This is a genomic window from Deltaproteobacteria bacterium (assembly GCA_029860075.1).
In the GTDB taxonomy this organism is placed as follows: Bacteria; Desulfobacterota; JADFVX01; order JADFVX01; family JADFVX01; genus JAOUBX01.
This window is the reverse complement of sequence record JAOUBX010000038.1, coordinates 1-17,365: the sequence shown is the minus strand read 5'-3', so window position 1 is coordinate 17,365 and position 17,365 is coordinate 1. Positions and strand designations below refer to the sequence as shown.

15 protein-coding genes are annotated in these 17,365 nt (G+C 45.7%); all 15 read left to right on the top strand.

Annotation, left to right across the window (positions count from 1 at the left end; genetic code table 11):
* The first annotated feature begins 9 nt into the window (after positions 1 to 9).
* Positions 10 to 453 carry a carboxypeptidase-like regulatory domain-containing protein gene (locus OEV42_12210; GenBank protein MDH3975035.1) on the top strand — a complete coding sequence of 148 codons (444 nt, stop codon included), beginning with the start codon at positions 10 to 12 and terminating at the stop codon, positions 451 to 453.
* Positions 454 to 560: 107 nt separating this feature from the next.
* Positions 561 to 3,158 (top strand): PEGA domain-containing protein, encoded by a 2,598-nt coding sequence (locus OEV42_12205; GenBank protein MDH3975034.1) that lies wholly within the window; start codon positions 561 to 563, stop codon positions 3,156 to 3,158.
* A 12-nt stretch (positions 3,159 to 3,170) separates the two neighbouring features.
* Positions 3,171 to 4,658 carry a DPP IV N-terminal domain-containing protein gene (locus OEV42_12200; GenBank protein MDH3975033.1) on the top strand — a complete coding sequence of 496 codons (1,488 nt, stop codon included), beginning with the start codon at positions 3,171 to 3,173 and terminating at the stop codon, positions 4,656 to 4,658.
* A 46-nt stretch (positions 4,659 to 4,704) separates the two neighbouring features.
* Positions 4,705 to 6,186, top strand: a complete 1,482-nt coding sequence (locus OEV42_12195) for a hypothetical protein (GenBank protein ID MDH3975032.1) — start codon at positions 4,705 to 4,707, stop codon at positions 6,184 to 6,186.
* Positions 6,187 to 6,354: 168 nt separating this feature from the next.
* Complete coding sequence (locus OEV42_12190) at positions 6,355 to 7,977, top strand: ABC transporter substrate-binding protein (GenBank protein MDH3975031.1); 1,623 nt, start codon at positions 6,355 to 6,357, stop codon at positions 7,975 to 7,977.
* Between the two features lie 243 nt (positions 7,978 to 8,220).
* On the top strand, positions 8,221 to 9,186 hold the full coding sequence (locus OEV42_12185) for an ABC transporter permease (protein MDH3975030.1): 966 nt from the start codon (positions 8,221 to 8,223) through the stop codon (positions 9,184 to 9,186).
* A gap of 18 nt (positions 9,187 to 9,204) precedes the next feature.
* Positions 9,205 to 10,098, top strand: a complete 894-nt coding sequence (locus OEV42_12180) for an ABC transporter permease (protein MDH3975029.1) — start codon at positions 9,205 to 9,207, stop codon at positions 10,096 to 10,098.
* A complete protein-coding gene (locus OEV42_12175) occupies positions 10,095 to 11,219 on the top strand; it encodes an ABC transporter ATP-binding protein (GenBank protein ID MDH3975028.1) in 1,125 nt (374 codons plus the stop codon). The genes OEV42_12180 and OEV42_12175 overlap by 4 nt, the downstream gene beginning before the upstream one ends.
* Before the next feature lie 29 nt (positions 11,220 to 11,248).
* The gene (locus tag OEV42_12170) at positions 11,249 to 12,247 is read left to right on the top strand and encodes an ABC transporter ATP-binding protein (protein ID MDH3975027.1); all 999 of its coding nucleotides are present in this window, start codon (positions 11,249 to 11,251) and stop codon (positions 12,245 to 12,247) included.
* Between the two features lie 226 nt (positions 12,248 to 12,473).
* Positions 12,474 to 13,025, top strand: a complete 552-nt coding sequence (locus OEV42_12165) for a TlpA family protein disulfide reductase (GenBank protein MDH3975026.1) — start codon at positions 12,474 to 12,476, stop codon at positions 13,023 to 13,025.
* Positions 13,022 to 13,246, top strand: coding sequence for a DUF4266 domain-containing protein (locus tag OEV42_12160; protein ID MDH3975025.1), 225 nt, complete (start codon positions 13,022 to 13,024; stop codon positions 13,244 to 13,246). Before OEV42_12165 ends, OEV42_12160 begins: the two co-directional genes overlap by 4 nt.
* Positions 13,247 to 14,341 carry a DUF3570 domain-containing protein gene (locus OEV42_12155; protein ID MDH3975024.1) on the top strand — a complete coding sequence of 365 codons (1,095 nt, stop codon included), beginning with the start codon at positions 13,247 to 13,249 and terminating at the stop codon, positions 14,339 to 14,341.
* Between the two features lie 477 nt (positions 14,342 to 14,818).
* Entirely contained in the window at positions 14,819 to 15,319 is a 501-nt protein-coding gene (locus tag OEV42_12150; protein MDH3975023.1) for a DUF2059 domain-containing protein, read from the top strand.
* A gap of 447 nt (positions 15,320 to 15,766) precedes the next feature.
* Positions 15,767 to 16,066: a hypothetical protein gene (locus OEV42_12145; protein MDH3975022.1), complete on the top strand. Its 300-nt coding sequence runs from the start codon at positions 15,767 to 15,769 to the stop codon at positions 16,064 to 16,066.
* A 31-nt stretch (positions 16,067 to 16,097) separates the two neighbouring features.
* Positions 16,098 to 17,039, top strand: a complete 942-nt coding sequence (locus OEV42_12140; GenBank protein MDH3975021.1) for a transposase — start codon at positions 16,098 to 16,100, stop codon at positions 17,037 to 17,039.
* The last annotated feature ends 326 nt before the right edge of the window (positions 17,040 to 17,365 follow it).

Sequence of the window (17,365 nt, the reverse complement as noted above, 5' to 3'; positions counted from 1 at the left end):
GAGGAAAAGATGAAGATCAGAACTAAGTTATTATTACTGTTTACCGCTCTGCTGCTGGGGGCATGTTCACCCAAGATACACGGCACCATAAGTTTAGTTGATGCCGGTATGAATCCCGTTACCGATGAGAGTCCGGAAGGGACTGTCATCAATATGATTAACACTACCAGTAATCTGGAGAATGCTTCTTATTCAACAAAGGCAGATGAAAAAGGAAAGTATAAATCGGAAAAGAAGGCTATTTTCAAGGGTACCTATAAAGTGGAAGCCCGCAGATTAGGCTATGAAACGGCAACGGAAACCGTTGAAATAGGCGGCAGTACAAAAAAGAAGATCAACTTTAGCCTTAAAAAGATTGCCGAAGGGGATCGAAAATCCCTTGAGGGCGCTTCCTCGGATGAGGACAAGATCATTAATCCGGGCGAGGTAAACATACAGCCTCCATCCATGTAAAAAAACAGGATGCGCCTTTTGAGGTTTGTTCAAGGTTATGCAGTTCCAATTCTTTTCATGGATTCGCTGCAAAAAAATTTTGATACTAATTTAGAGGAGTGATTAGGATGCTTAAAAAAGATATTAAATGGCTGCTTCTTCTCATTATACCGGTAATGTTCCTTGCCTGTACATCTGATAAGAAGGCTGAACCGGAAAAGAAAGAGTTTCAGCTTGATTTGACCGTTAGGCTTGAAGGCAAGGCATTGGATGGCGCCAAAGTCACCGTTAACGGTATTGAAGAAGGGACGACTGATAAAAAGGGGAAGTTTTCAAAGGTATTAAAGGAAGCGCCCGGGAAAGAGGTTACTTTTTCTGTGAGCAAGGAAAAACCTGGCTACAAGATCAATTCCTGGACCCAATCTTTTGTAATGAAGGAACCTGGTGAAACTCCCCTCAAATACGTATTTGAGGCAACTCTGGAGTGGTCAAAGTATATAACGCTCTTTGTCTCCGAAGATGGGCGGCCTTTGGGGGGCGTATCGGTTACTATAGGCGGAAAAAAGAGCGGTGAGACTAATCAAAAGGGGGAGCTTGTCTATAAATACAGGAAGGCCCCGAAAAAAGGACTTGCCATTGCCGTCTCCCAAAAGGGGTACAGCAGTTGGAAGAAGAGAAAAAAGCTGAATGCCGGAGAGCGGGTAAACATTGAGCTTTATAAACAGAGCGTCGTTGCCGTCAAGGCCATGACCGATGAATATGGTTTCACAAAGGGCGTCCCCGGCATTACTGTGGCTATTGACGGTAAAACAATGGGCAAGACCAGGGCCAACGGCTCCTATCTTTATAAGTATAAGGGTAAACCCGGTAAAAAGGTTCTCCTGTCACTCTCCGCCCCCGGCTTTATTCCTGACAGATGGGAACAAAAGGTTGTTCTCGACGACGACCTGTATGTACAGAGGTATTTCTACCCCGCTACTCCCAAACCGATCAGGGTCGGTATTGTGGGATATGTGAACAACAGCCCTGAAGAACCTATGGATAATGTGATTTCCCGTATTGAAGAGGCTGTCGGAAACCGCCTTTTTAGCTATATGAGCTTTAAGGGGGTCCCCCGTGCCAAACTACTTCAAAAGATGAACAAGTCAAAGACGACCATTGAAAAAATGACAACCAGGGGATGGCAGAAAACAAAGCTTATGCGAACAGTCGATATGGTTATCCTGGGGAGTGTCGCGAAGAAAGAAAAGGGCTATATCTTTGAGACAAAGGTCTATACGTCGAGTGGAAAACTTTTACTCAGCCAGATCAGCACGGCTAAAAAGGCAAAACATATTAAGAAGGTGGCCAAGAAACTGGTTAATAACATTATGAGACAGTTCCCTTTTGAGGGAACGGTAGCGGCTGCTGAAGAAGATGAATATAAGATAAATCTCGGCAAGGTTGACTATGGGGTGAGAAAGGGGATGGAATTTTCCCTCATGGAGGCCCGCCTCGACAATCAAGGCAAGGTTAAGAGTTTCAGTGAAATTGGGACTTTCAAGGTAAAAAGCGCTAAAAGTGATGTGTCATGGGGTGAGGTGGAGTTTCTGAAAGCCAAGGGGGATGTCAAGGTTGGCAGCAAAGTGGTGAGGCGCTTGTTTAAAGAAGAAGAGCAAAAGGCAGCCCGGAACTTCTTTATCCTTAAGGTAAACGGAGGACTGCCGCCGGACGTAACGCCCCTTGCCGGAACAAATGTTTATCTCGATGGCAGATGGGTTGGAACGACGGACCGCAATGGTAAAGCCAAAGTACCGGTCAAGCTTGGTAAAGGGATGGATATTGTTTTATACAGGCATGGGTACAAGCAGTTGGTTGATGAGGTATGGATAGAAAAAGAGATGGAAGAGAAGGCCTTTGTTCTTAACGTAAACAACGCGCTCTTCAAGGTTGAATCGGCGCCGAGCAATGCCGCCGTCTTTATAGACGGCAAAAATGTGGGGACAACGCCTATCGTTGAGGGTAAATCGGTTACATTCGGTTTTCACAAAATAAAAATTTCAGCGCCCGGTAACTACCGCCATTGGGAAAAGATAATAGATTTTAAAGAAAAGGTGGTGGACCGTACGGGCAGCAAGAAAATCGTTCTATTTAAGGATACGCTCAAGATCGGCAGGGAAGCGGAAAGAAATGGAAATGTTGACGCCGCTATCAAGGCCTATGCCAATGCGGAAAAGAACCACCCTGACTATTCTGATATCCGTCACAGTCTGGCCCGGCTCTATATGGATGAAAAGAAAGATTACGTTGCAGCCATTCGGGAATTTGAAAATGTGCTCACGCTTCCTGAAAACAAGCAATTGGTCTATAAACAGTTTGCCGTTACCTATACCAATCTTGGACACGCCTATTATGAACATGGAAATAGTCTGCTAAAGTCCGACAAAAGGGAAGCCGCTAAAAATTTTGCGGCAGCCATAAAAAACCTGGAAAGAGCGAAACAAAATACAAGGTTCTTCCCCACAGCGCACTATGATGAAGCGGTGCATGACACTTATTATTATCGGGCCATTTCATTTCACAAGCTCTACATGGCAACGAGAAAAAATTCAATACTTAACAAGGCTGACCTTGCCTGGAGGGAATATTTTGACTTTTTCCCGAAAAAGCTGGAGAGCGATGGCAATTTTGCCGGCATACGCGAGGCGGCCCAAAAACGGTGGACCCAGATTAAAGACCTTATGTAAGGAGGGAAGATAGTGAGCAGAGGCACTGTGATTGCAGCTTTGGCCGTTTTTACTATCATTCTGTTCTATAGCAATGCTTCCTTCTCGGAGACCTGTTCCCCCGTCGAACCCTCCGCCGGCCGGGTTTCGGCAAAGGGGGAGACCTTTGAAGAAAGTGGCCCGGGGGAGGGCAAGGCATTGGATGAACCCGGCCGCCCCCCTGTATGTGAGGGAAGTGAAGGAACGGGCCAGTATGAGGAGGCCCTTCCGGAGAGCGCTGTAGAGAGAGAAACAATAGCCGGGGGAGTTCAGAAGGAGGGCAGTCCTCAAGAGGAAGAAAGCGGAGTTAAGGCTGTTAAAAGGGAAAAGGGCGCCGTGCCTGCACCCAGGTTCATAGAGCCGCTCTATGTCCGCCCTCTGACAAAGAGCAAATCGGGCAGCAATGATTCCAATCCCGTATGGTCCCCGTCGGGAGATCTGCTTGCTTTCGAGAGAAGCAGCGGCGGGAAGAAGGAAATTATTATATCGAATTTGTTTGGGTCTGTTATGGAGAAAGTATACTACCGCTCCTCAGATGAGGAAGGGGGAATGGATTTCTTTTTTTCAGGCGTTCTTGAAGAGATGAGCTACAACTCGGGAATAAGCTGGTCCCCCGGAGGAGACAGGTTCGCCTTTATGAGTAACGGCGGGAACGGCAACTATGATCTTTATCTTCGTAATATGGGGAATGAGACCATCAACAGGCTTACCGAAGATGAGGGAAAAGACGGCCATGTGCAGTGGTCGCCTCTTGGCGATACCCTGGTGTTTGTATCGAGCCGTTCGGGTAAAGCAGAGGTCTATTTTCGAAGCCTTGTAAAAACTGAAACAAGGAAGGTAACGAGTGGTGAAAAGTCTTATCTCTATCCCCGGTGGTCTCCTGACGGCAAAAAACTGGCCATGATTTACGGGAGTAATGAAAACCATGATATTTCTGTAATACATAACGTAAAAATTCCCCGTAAGTCGGTGGGGTTTCTAACAACATGGAAATATGACGACCTCCGGCCCAGCTGGTCTCCCGACGGAGAGAAGATCGCATTTTATTCCAACTATAATGATAAAGATGATCCCAAGGTCTGGGCGCTTGTCGTCGTTTCTTCGGACGGTTCCGATCCTGCCGGAGGAGAAGGGCTGGCAGCGAAGGTGGTGGCCAAAAATGTAATACCCGATGTTGAAACAGGGCCGGCCTGGATGCCTGATGGCAAAAGGATCGTCTATGTTAAAAACGATGAGAAGGCCTTCAATCCAATCTATATCGTTGATATTGAAAAGAAAAGCGAAGTTCATCTCAAAACGGGAACAAAGATGAACCATGACGTAACGAGTTCAGTGGCCGGGATAATTGCCTTTCGGGCGCAGGTTGAACAGTGGGACCACATTTTTATTGCGGAACTGAAAAAAGCGGTGCCTCTTGTCGATAGCAAGGAGGAGAAAGAAACCGGCTCGGATAAATTTAATGAAAAGGCTGATGATCTGTAGCAAACCTTAATAATTGTAATTGATAATTGATAGCCCAGGAGCAAGCATGAAAATATTTTTATCTGTAATGATCTCGGCAGCCCTCGTATTCCCTGCCCATTCAGCGACAGATCCGGTGAAGGGAGCGTTGGCGCTCTACAAAAAGAACCATTATGAGGATGCGGCGGGTATGCTGCTTCCCCATGTGAGTAAAAGTAAACCGGCTGAAAGTGGCGCGGCAAACCTCACCCTTGGCATGATCTTTCTGAACAATGCCCGTTTGCATGACAAACTGTACCAGCTCTCGCTCACGCTGCATAATGATTACCTGGAAAGACTCTCTAAAAGATCGGGCAAGGACAAAAGCCGTTTCATCAGGCTCTATCTGGGGGAAGCTTTTCTGGAAGCGGGCCGGTCGAAGAAAGCGGCCGCCTATCTCGGTAAATTTATTGGCTATAAAAAAACACCGAAGAAATACAGGGACATTGCAAGGGCCAAGCTCGGCCTTGCCTACTTTATGCAAGGGAAGAAAAAGAAGGCAAAAGCAGTCTGGTCCCGCCTGCCGGGTTCCGACCCGGAATTGCTGTCGGAACTTGCCCATATTTACGTTAAGGCTGGAATTAGCAAGCCTGAACCGGTTTCACTCTGTAAAAAAGCGCTTCAACTTTTAAAGAAACGGCAAGGAAGGCCTTCCGCGCGAATGGTAAAAAATATTATCGGTGTTTATGCCGACAAGGGGCTTGTCGATGAAGGGCTTGCCCTGCTGGCCCTTTCCGATCTGAAAGGCTATTCCTATGAAGAGAGGGCGGCAAAAAACAAGGTAATTCGTTATTATGATATCGACCTGCTGAAAAACCTGTCTCTTTTCTATGGCGCTGCGGCTATTCATTATCTCGACAAGGCGTCAACAGACGCTAAGGTCAAAGGACCCTCCGCCTATTATCTGGGTGAAGCCTATAGTGCCTTTGGTTCCCTTGACAGATCAATTGTTGTAACGGATTCCTTTTTATCGTCAGCGGGAATGCCCGGACCTTTCAAGGTGAAGGCCAGAAGCAGGCAGGCATACAACAGCTACAGGAAAGGAAACAAAAAAGCGCTGACCTCTTTCTGGAATAACCTTTCCCCTAAAGAAAAGGCCAATGCTGATCTCCTTGCAGAGGTCCTCTTTGCCTGCAACAGGCTAAAAATCGATTTCCCCCAGGTCTTTTCAAAGGCGCTGGCTGTGGCAGCGCAAAAGAAAGGAAAAAAGCATTACGCTCTTAACTTTGCTATCGGCAGTCATTATCTTGGGAAGAAGGACTACAAAAATGCCGTTATTTATATGGAGTCCGTTCGCGATAAGGGGAATAAAAACAGGATCGAATTCAATGCTCCCCTTTTGCTTGTCTCCCTTTCCGAGGCCTATTACAAAACAAAGCAGTTTTCCGAGGCCCTTGAAATATATTTTGAAATGAGTAAGCAGTTTTCCGCCCTTCGGCAGATACAGGTTGTTATGCAGGGAATCTATTCACTTGAACAAAAAAGCGCGGGAGATGTAAAGATATTTTAAATAGTGTTCAATGAGAAAATCCCCCTTGTTCGACGGGGAAGACATTTATTTCCCTTTTTTGAAAAAGGGGGGTGAGGGGGGATTTGAAGTTCACCGATGAAAACCAAGTAACACTTTAGAGGCTGTTTAATATTAAAAGAAGCATAGATAACGTTGGAGGAGGAGTTTATGAAAAAATTACAGAGGATTTCCTTATTAATGGCTGCCGGTGTCTTGCTGCTCATGTTTCCCCAGGCGGCAGCAAGTGAAGAAAGTGGCGCCAGACCGGACGGTGGAACGATGAACTACGCTGAATACGGCAGACCTGCAACGCTGGATCCTGTTACCAGTAATGACATGATTGCGCTGAGGATCAGTGAGCTTGTCTTTAACGGCCTTGTGGGGATTAATGAAAAACAGGAAATAGTGCCCGAACTTGCAGAGAGGTGGGACATATCGGAAGATGGACTGCTTTATACCTTCTATCTCAGGAAGGACGTTACCTGGCATCCGAAGGATGAGAATGAAGAAAAACTATTGCTCACGGCCGACGATGTTGTCTTTACTTTTAACGTAATGATGCATCCCAAAACGATCACCGCTTTAAAGGTGCGTTACGAATTTATTGCCAGTGCGACAAAGCTGGAAGAATATACGGTTCAGTTTAAATTGAAGCGGCCCGTCCTCAATGCCCTTGCAAAATTCAGTTTCAAGGTTATTCCCCGGCATGGGCCTGTGAACCCGGAATACCTGACCCGGGAAGATCCCTTCGTGCATAAACCTATCGGCACGGGACCCTACATGATAAAGAATATCACTTCCGACAGGGAAGTCATTCTTATGGTCAATGAAAACTATTTCAAGGGCCGTCCTCATATCGATAAATTCATTGCCAAGCCCTTTGCCGATCAGAACATCATGTCACAGGCGCTCATGTTTAACGCAATCGATATGATGGTACTTGTTAATCCCCGTATTATTCCTGAAATCCAGGGAGACAAGCGCTTTGTCCTTGAACCTTACAATGCGCTCTCCTACTCGTTTTTCGGCTACAATATGCGCAATCCCGTGCTTTCAGACAAGCGTGTCAGGAAGGCCTTCTCCTATGCAGTCAACAGGCAGGAGATGCTTGACTCCTTTTTCAATGGGCAGGGAACGCTCATTTCAGGGCCTTTTGCTCCCGGCAGTTGGGCCTATAACCTGGATGTGCAGACCATCCCCTACGATCCGCAAAAAGCGAAGGACCTTTTAACGGAGGCGGGATTTAAAATGGGGAGTGACGGTATTATGGAGAAGGACGGCAACAGGCTTGGCCTTACCCTTAAAGTCCCCATTGAAAAAGAGAGTGAGGCCGTCAAACGGGTCGTTCTCGCCTTCGGCAGTTATCTTAAAAAGATCGGTGTTCATATTAAGGTCGACTTCAGGGAATGGTTGTCCTGGAAAGAGGACGTTTTCCTAAAGCATGATTTCGACATCATTTTTGCGTCATGGGTATTTGATGATTCTGCCGATATATCCTCCCTCTTTCACTCCTCTGAGATAGGACCCTGGAAAAACAATTTTTCGGCCTATTCCAATCAGCAAGTGGACAGTCTCATTGTGGAAAGTAAACTGACGCTCGATCATGAGAAGAGGCGGACCATCAACAGAAAGCTTCATGCCCTTATAGCGGAAGAAGCCCCTTATACCTTCCTCTGGACTTTGACTAACTATGCCGCTTACAACAGGAAATTGAGGCATGTGGCGATCCACCCGTACAAGTTCTTCTCTTTTGCCGACGGATGGTACATCCCGAAAGAGGAGCAGAAATGAGCGTTTCCGGATAATTAAAAGAGGGCTTTTCAGTACTGAAAAGCCCTTGAACCTGAAAAAAGTAGTGGCATCACAGTATGTAGCGCCAGCTTTTGATTGCACAGTACTTCCCCCTCAATGTCTGTTCGTCTGTGGGTGAAGCCAGGGGTTTTTAAAAGCGCTGTGAACGCCATATATTGCGCTCGCTATGGGCGCCCAACATTTTTTCCAGGTTCAAACAACCTCAACAGAAGCTTATATGTCATGAAAATTTCCGCCATAAAACCGGTTGCCCTTTTGCTTGCCAGAGAATTTGGAATAACGGCGCTGCTGCTCCTTGGCGTCAGTTTTGTTGTCTTTATTATTCTCTACCTCTCGCCTGGCGATCCTTTCTCTCTCCTTTTAAAGGAGCAAATGGCTGATGATGGGGCAAGGCAATCCTTGCAGAAAGCAGCAGAAGCGTCAACCGCCTGGTATGGACAATACTTTTCCTGGCTTGCAGGCATGCTCAGCGGAAATTTCGGGACCTCTTTAAGAACAGGCCTCCCTGTGCTGGGCGAGGTCGTCAGGGTGGGCATAAATACACTCTATCTCACCGTCGGGTCCATGTTTATCACCTTAATTATAGCTGTTCCCATTGCTCTTTTTTCTGCCAGAAGGGGTGTTAACGTTTTGAGCTGGTCTTTTACCATCTTCGCCTACGTCATTTCGGCGCTTCCTGTTTTCTGGCTCGGCTATATCGCAATCTACGTTTTTACCCGTAAGTTAGGGCTCTTCCCTATTGCCTTCGGCTCTTCGGGAACAGAGAAGTTCGGCTGGCTCTATTTTATTCTTCCCATGTTTGTTCTTGGAATCGGCAACGGAACCGTCAGTGAAATTGTTCGTTACCTTCGTGAGGAAATGTCAAGGGTCTTTTCTGAAGATTATATCCGGACGGCGCGTGCAAAGGGAGCTTCGGTATGGCGTCATGCTTTTAAGGAGGGAATCCTTATCCCTGTCTCCTCCATCATTGCATCAAAGGTTCCCTTTATTCTCGGTGGTGCCGTCGTCGTGGAACAGGTCTTTAACTGGCCCGGCATGGGCAGGATGGCATGGCAGGCTGCGCAGGACAGGGATTATCCGCTCATTATGGGCATTACCATTATTGCCGCCGTCATCGTCCGTTTTGGGAGTCTTATGCAGAAGGTCGTCTATATCATGGTTAATCCCAGGGCGTCAAAAGGACATTAATAAAAAGGTGACCCATTAATGAAGAAATACAGTCAGACTTCAAGGGAGATAGGCGAATTTTCAGACCTCCCCTTCTGGAAGAATACAGACAAGCTGGACCTCCTTTATATCGGCTATGGTCTTTTCGTTGTCATCCTTGTAGTGGTTTCTTATCTCCTGGGCACATTTAAGCTGCTTCCTCACGATCCCGACGAAATGAGCTTTGATCTCCTTATGGCCGCTCCCGGCACATCGGGGTACATACTGGGAACCGATTATATGGGGCGGGATATCCTGTCGAGATTGATTGTCGGCATCCAGGCATACTTTCTGCCCGGCCTGCTGGCTGTGGCGATCATGCTTTTTTTAGGTACTCTATTGGGAACGCTGGCCGGTTTTAAGGAGGGCTGGATTGAAACGGTCATTACCTATGTGACAAACCTCATCGATTCCTTTCCGCGCCTTGTCCTTATTCTTCTAACTGTGGCTGCCTTCAAGCCTGATATCTATTACATTATGATCATTGTGGGTATCACCAATGTTCCTGCCGTTGCGCTTCTTGTAAAGGGGAAAATCCAGTTTCTCAAACAGAAAAATTTTATTGAAGCAGCCATAGCGCTCGGTCTCTCCAATGGCGATATTATCGTGAGGCATGTTCTGTGGAACAACTGCCGGTCCATTCTGATAATTCAGGCAACGCTCGGCATGGCCGAGGCCATATTGATGGAGACCAGTCTCAGTTACCTCGGTTTCGGCGTTCAGGAGCCCGTCCCTTCCTGGGGCAACATGGTGCAGTCCGGTTCAAACTACTTTTTGCAGGGGAAATTCTGGCCCTCTACGGCGCCGGCTCTTGCCATACTCTTTACCATCATGGGTTTTCATCTTCTTGGCGACGGGCTGAATAATGTTTTGGAGAGGAAGAGAGGACGATGAGCGAAACGCCGGTTTTAAAAGTGGAAGAGCTCAAAACCTATTTTTACTCAAGCGGTAAAAAGGCTTTCATCCGTTCCGTAGACGGCGTCACACTCCGCATAAATCAGGGAGAAACCCTGGGTATTGTCGGTGAGAGCGGGAGCGGCAAGAGTGTTACGGCCCAGTCCATTATGGGTCTCATCGAGGCAGCGCCGGGCGTCATTAGCGGCGCTGTGGAATTTAAATCCAGTGGAATGTTAAAAAGCCTGCTCCACAATCTTGATAATTATGTGAAGGTAAAAGAAATTGACGGCATGATCATGGCGCTGCAAAAGGACAATGGGGGCTGGCAAAAAAAAATAGACAGGGTCATGAAGGAGATACGGGGCAGAGAAATATCAATGATCTTCCAGGACGCGAAGGCGTCCATGAATCCATTTATGACGGTAGGCAGCCAGATTACGGAGTCCATACTGCTAAATACTGAGATTAATCAGAAAAAGGAGGCCCGTGAAAAGGCCCTCTACTGGCTTGAGAAGGTGAGAATCGATTCACCGGCGCTGCGATACAACACCTATCCTTACGGGCTGTCGGGAGGGATGTGTCAGCGGGTGATGATCGCCATGGCGCTGGCGTCGGAGCCTTCTCTCCTTATTGCCGATGAACCGACAACGGGTCTCGATGCGACCATACAATCGAAGATCGTCGATCTCCTTGCGGAGCTCAAGTCGACACTCGGTATTACTACCATGCTGATCAGTCACGATATCAATACCATTTCCCGTCTTTCAGACAGGGTGGCCGTCATGTACGGGGGAAAAGTCATGGAATCGGGGCCGGCAAGGGGACTGCTCTCCACTGAGACTGAATCAAAGCACCCCTATACGGCAGCCCTGCTCGCATCAATTCCGACGGAAAAGCATATCAATGGGGAAATCGATCTGCAAGCCATTGAGGGGGATGTTCTGGATACGATAAACATACCTAATGGCTGCAGGTTCTACGCCCGGTGTAATCGCATTAACGAGAAGGTAAGGGAAAAGTGCAGGTCCCGGGAACCGGAATTGAGGGCTGTGTCGCCCGGTCATGAGGTGAGATGCTGGCTCTACAATTCCGAAAGCCGGGAGCCAAATGCGGGCTAAAAGTAAAAAACCGATTATCAGGGGAAGAGATGTCCAAAACGATACTTGAAGTGAGAAACCTCAAAAAGCATTTTCTTCAGCCAGGAAGGTTCTTTACTCCCTTTGGCGGAGAGACGGGGACCATTCCCGCCGTTGATGACGTTTCCTTCTATATTAAGGAGAATGAAACAATGGGGCTTGTGGGGGAATCGGGCTGCGGGAAGACGACGATCGGCAAGTCCATACTAAAACTGATGCCTGTTACGGCAGGGAGCATCAACTTTGATGGAAAGGAGATTGTTGATCTCACAGAAGGGGAATTTCGCCCTTACAGGCGTCAGATGCAGATGATTTTTCAGGACCTCGACGCCGCCCTTAATCCCAGGATGCGGATCAGAGCTGTTCTCAAGGAAGCCGTCTGCATCGGCGGCAGACTGAGTGACTCGGAAGTCTCCCGGAGGATTAGTGAACTGCTGGAACAGGTGAACATAAAAAAAAACAAGCTTTCCAATTATCCCCACGAGCTTTCCGGCGGTGAAAAGCGGAGGATAGGAATTGCCCGCACCCTTGCCGTCGGCGCCCGGTTTATTGTCGCCGATGAGCCGACAAGCGCTCTTGACGTCTCTATTCAGGCCCAGGTGGTAAACCTCCTGAAAGACCTGCAAAAGGAACTCGGTCTTTCCTATCTCTTCATATCTCACGACCTTCCCATTGTGGAGCTTGTCAGCCACAAGGTGGCCGTCATGTATCTTGGGAAGATAGTAGAGACGGGGCTTTCCGGGCGTATTGCTCATGCACCGCGCCACCCCTATACGAAAATACTCTGGTCGTCGCTCGTTGAAAGACAGAGCGAAGAAGCCTCGAAGGTATCGAAGAGCCTGCAGGGACTTTTTGATTTTGAAAGACCTTTAAGGGGCTGCCGCTTTTCCCCTCGTTGTCCTGTATTTGAAGCCAGGGGGCGGCCCTCCCTCTGCACCGATCCTGACAGTGAACCTTTGCTTGAAAATGTTGATGATGTTCACAAGGTCGCCTGCCACTTTCCCCTTTAGAAAAATGAGAAAAAGAAATTAAAAGCTTGTTTCAGGCGGGATTGGCAGGATAAGGGCCGCAAGAAAAGGCTTGTCCTTCCTTCCCGGTAATTAAGCATTATGCTCCCGGAATTCTGTCCTGAAATTTCAATTGCTAGTACTGCGTTGCTATTTAAATTGAGTTTGATATAATAAGTGAGTTTTGTGCCGAACTTTCGGCGGGAATATTTGATTTGCAAGGTCTGAGATGAAAAAGGGCAAATGCAATATAGTTTCTAAAAACAGCTTTATCCTTTTATTTGTTTTTATACTGTGCCTCTTTTCAGTTTCCCTTAAAGCGGCTCCCGGCGTAGGGGACATGGCCATGGATTTTGATCTTAGAGAGCTTGGAGGGGAGAAAAAGTATTCCCTCTCTGATTTTAAGGGACAGGTTATTTTGTTAAATATATGGGCAAGCTGGTGCAGCGGTTGCAAGGAAGAGATGCCCCACTTTATCTATTTTCAGCAATTATATAACAAGGCAGATTTCCTTATTGTCGCTGCCTCTGTTGACAGGAAAGAGGAGGACTCCCTTAAATTCTTAAAAAAGCTTGAAAAGAAAGCAGGAAGAGAGGTCAACTTTCTTGTTCTTATGGATGAGGACAAGAAGATTGCTAAAGACTACAATCCCTTTGGATTACCGGCTTCTTACCTGATAGACGGGGAGGGTAAAATAATCAAATCTTTTTATGGTTCCTTAAAAGAATCGTCCCTTAACGATTTAAAGGCAAAGATAGAAAATCTGGTTAAAGAAAAATGATGAATCGTCTAGTAGCCATTGTATTATTATTGCTTTTGACCCCGGCTTGTTCCAGCCGCCTGGAAAGAGTGAAGCCTTATGAAAAAGAGGCCTTTTCAAAGGACAAGATGCTTTTAAATCCCATGCCCCTGAAGGTGGAATATGAGGAACATATTTTAAGTATCCGGGAGGCTTCTCAGGGTGGAGGAAGCTCTTTCCAGGGTGGATGCGGGTGTAAATAAATGATGAAGCAAACTTCCCTTCTGGCCATCCTGTTGCTGCTTTTCGGCACGATTTTGAGTTATGCCGAAGGACTTGAGGAAAAAGTCACCTATTCTTTAAATGCTTACCGTGATAATAGCGAAGGGTTTATTCTTACCAATAAACTGGGCATGGTTAAGTCAATAAAAGAGAAGTTTGCAATCGGGGTGAATGGCGGTGTAGACGCTATAACCGCTGCGTCATCTTCAAACAAGTCAGACAGGGGCCCCTCTGAAAAATCGCAAAGCTACAGGTCTTATGCTTCTTTATCAGGGATTTATGATGACAGGGAAAACAGTCTGATTCTTGGCGGTTACCTCTCTGAGGAGAATGATTATTCAGGACGTTCTCTGTTTATCAATTATGTGCGTCAGCTTAATAGGCAAAATACATCTTTGGCGATAGCCCTTTCCACGCTATCGGACAGGTGGAAGATTAATACCCTGCCCCGTGATGACAGAAAAGGGACTCAGGCCGACCTGTCGATAACACAATTTTTATCACCCACGGTACAGTTTCAGCTGGGCTATTCAAACATTTATTCCCGGGGTTACCTGGCGTCACCCTATCGTTTCATAGAGCAGCCCACGCCGCTTCCTTTGATTGAAGAAAGCCTTCCCGCGTCAAGAAGGGGTGAGGCTTATAGTCTGCGGGTGGTAAAGGCGTTAAGCGGGGCCACAAGCCTGAACCTCAGTTATCGCTACTACCGTGACGACTGGAAGATTACCTCTCATACGATTAATACGGAAGTCTACAGGGACCTGCGGGATAATTATACCCTTGGAGGGCGGCTCAGGTTATACCGGCAATCCGATACGGCTTATACAAAAGATATCGGCGCCTACACAGGAACCGAAAAATACGTACCTATTGACTACAAATATTCAGCCTTTGACTCTTACATGGCCGGGGTAAACCTTATCTACACGATTGAAAGGCCGGACTTGAAGCGTTACGTCATTAAGGGGAGCCTCGATTATTACAGGACATCAAACAATGATTTCATCAAGTACTGGTACCACAATAGCTACCTTGACGCCGTGATTTTTTCCTGTAGTGTCGATTATCTTTATTAATCCCACATATTCAGAATCTCTCCATTTTAGCGGAATGTGGGATTTTCATTATGGCCCTCATTCAGGGAAGAATATACTCGCTGTTAATTTAAGGCGAATAGCCTCCCTTTTCCCTCTCTATTTATTTCTTCTTTGATGCCTTTACTTCTTTAAAATAGCCAACTATGCCCTGGACCACTTTTTTTCCGAGGCCCTTCTTTAAATATGTGGGAGGGATTAGCCCGGTAAAAACCGAAGCTGAATTTATCGGGGCTGAAGGTTATGTTACTTCATTTATGGAAGCCCCATAAGGGAGGTTAAATTTATTACCTTTGCAAAGTTCAGCCGATTAATGTATAAACAAGTGGCAAAAAGTTTTGTGGAGAGTAGATAGATGAGGAAAGGGGAGTTGAAGGAAAAGTGTAAAGCCCGGACCGGTGATGATTGCCGGTTCTTTCTTTAAAGAGTAAAAATATATTGAAACGTAAGGAGTATAACATGAAAAGATGGGTTGTAATTATTGTATTACTGGTGTTTCCAGCCGTTGCATATTCGGGAGAGTTAAATAAGAGGCACAAGGTTGAGGCCTTACTGGTGCTGACTAAAATAGACACAATGGTTGATTCAATGTATTCACAGATGGATCAGATAATGAAAGGCATGTCCCGGCAGCTGGGTATAAAGCCTTCGGAAGAAGAAATGTTTAATAAATTCATGTCCAGATATGTTTCGATTATGAGGCAGGAGATGAACTGGGAGAAAATGAAAGGCCCGATGATAGATGTATATATGAAACATTATAGTGATAAAGAAATACAGGATATGATTACTTTTTACAAGAGTGAGACGGGGAAATCCATGATAGAAAAAATGCCGGAAGTTATGAAAGATTCGATGCTTATATCCCAATCGATGATGAAAGATTTTGTTCCTAAAATGGAATCCATCTTTCTGGAAATAAAAAAAGAAATAGAGAAGGAAAGAGAAAAGCAGAAGTAGCAGTGAGGGGAAAAGGGGGCTTTTTTCAAAAGCAGCAAGCGTAGGGCAAGTTACGTCCCCTTTTGCCGCTAACTAATTCCTTGAATTAAGTTATTTTTATATGAACATGCCTAAGCTACATCAGCCCCGCCCTGGTTACGGGTATTATCAAAAGTGATGGGTTCGCAGTTGCAGCATGTGCACGGTAATATTAACCTTTATATTGTGTGCATGACGCACGCTGCGAAGCTGTCAAGAAAAAGAATTTCAGACGGGATTAACGGGATGAAGAGCAAGAGAGTAAACTGGGGGTATTGTTCATGTTCTTCTGCGACATTATATTCAACAAGGTAAGAGTAACAACAGAGCTTATCAATGCTTTTTTAAATGCCTTAGGTTCCGCTTTGTCGGTGGTGCCCTGCTAAAGGTTAAAGGAGTACGAGTCTACAAATAACTAAAGGATAGTATATGAAGAAGTATCTATTACTAATAACAATGATTATTGCAGTTACCTTGCCTTTCATGTTAGAAGCAAATGATAAAAAAGGCACATTTGCCGACCTTCGAAATCTGGTTTTTAGCCTGAATCCAAATGATATTGGACTTTCGAAAGAAAGTTTTACTTATCCTCTGTGGGGAATAGTTATGGAAACGGGATTTGTGGAAGGTTCATTTACCCTTGTTTCTCTGGCAGATGGTGCAACAAGTCTGTATTTTAGTAATGGTAGCGAAAAGCGAAGCGAAAAGCGGGTCAGACTTGACTATTGACTTAGTGGTCCATGACTGTTAAGTTGGTTACATGCCGAGAAAGCCGAGGATAGAATTCGAAGGGGCCTTTTACCATGTAACTACCCGTGGTAATCAGCGGCAAAATATATATAAAGATGAAGAAGATTTCCGTAAATACCTGGAGATACTGACCCGGTATAAGAAACGGTATGGATTTAACCTATATGCTTATGTACTAATGAGCAATCATGTTCACCTACTGGTCGAAACGGGGAGCATATCACTTTCAAAGATTTTTCAGGGGATCAATCAGAGCTTTACGCTCTATTTCAATAAAAAATACAATCTGTCAGGTCACCTCTTCCAGGGGAGGTACAGAGCAATTCTATGTGAGAAGGATGCCTACCTCCTGTCATTGTTGAAATATATCCATCTCAATCCCGTCAGGGCCGGGATGGTGAAAGATGTTAAAGATTATCGTTGGAGTTCTCATAAGGTATACACAGGGGAGACCAAACAAACTGAATTGATCGATGCTGATGATGTGTTGGGCATTTTTTCGATAAAGAGATCAAATGCCCGAGAACTTTATCAATGCTTTATCAGCGACGCAGAGACAATAGAGAAGCAGGATGTTTATCGAACTGTTGATCAACAACTGTTAGGTAATGAAGCTTTCATTGATGAGGTGATAAAAAAATCGTCAAGAGTAATTGAAAAGAAGAGAATGACGAAGGAATACACCCTGAATGAGATTGCAATTGCAGTGGAAAGGATGTTTTGCGTTGACATTGAACAGTTAAGAGGAAAAGGTAAGTCTGAAAACAGCAGGAAAGGAAAAAAGCTGTTCAGTATTGTATCAAATGAATATGGATATAAAGGAAGTGAAATTGCCACCTTTATAGGAAAAGACCCATCCGTCATTACAAGGCATCTGAAAGAGAAAAAAGAACTGGAAAAGGAAGTTGAAGAAGTGATAAATTCTTTGTCAAAGGCTCAGGAAAGTCAATAGTCAAGTCTGACCCCTTCCTTTCCTTTGCTTCCTTGTACTTCCTTGTACTTCCTTGTACTTCCTTGTAAAAGGCGGCATCTTCCTGCTAGCTCAAATATTTTGGCCTGAAACAGTCCAGAACCAAGGCTACATGGCTTTCTTTGGTGTATTGGTTTCCTTCTTTATATTTGCAACTGTCATTGCAATAATATCTTTTTGTGGCGGTGTTGTAGGCCGTATAAGCCTGCGCCATACGCCGAATGATTAAATAACACTGATAGAAAAGACGGATAATACTCAAAAAGGAGTGTTATCGGGAAACTCCAGAATAACTTGTTGAACTCAAC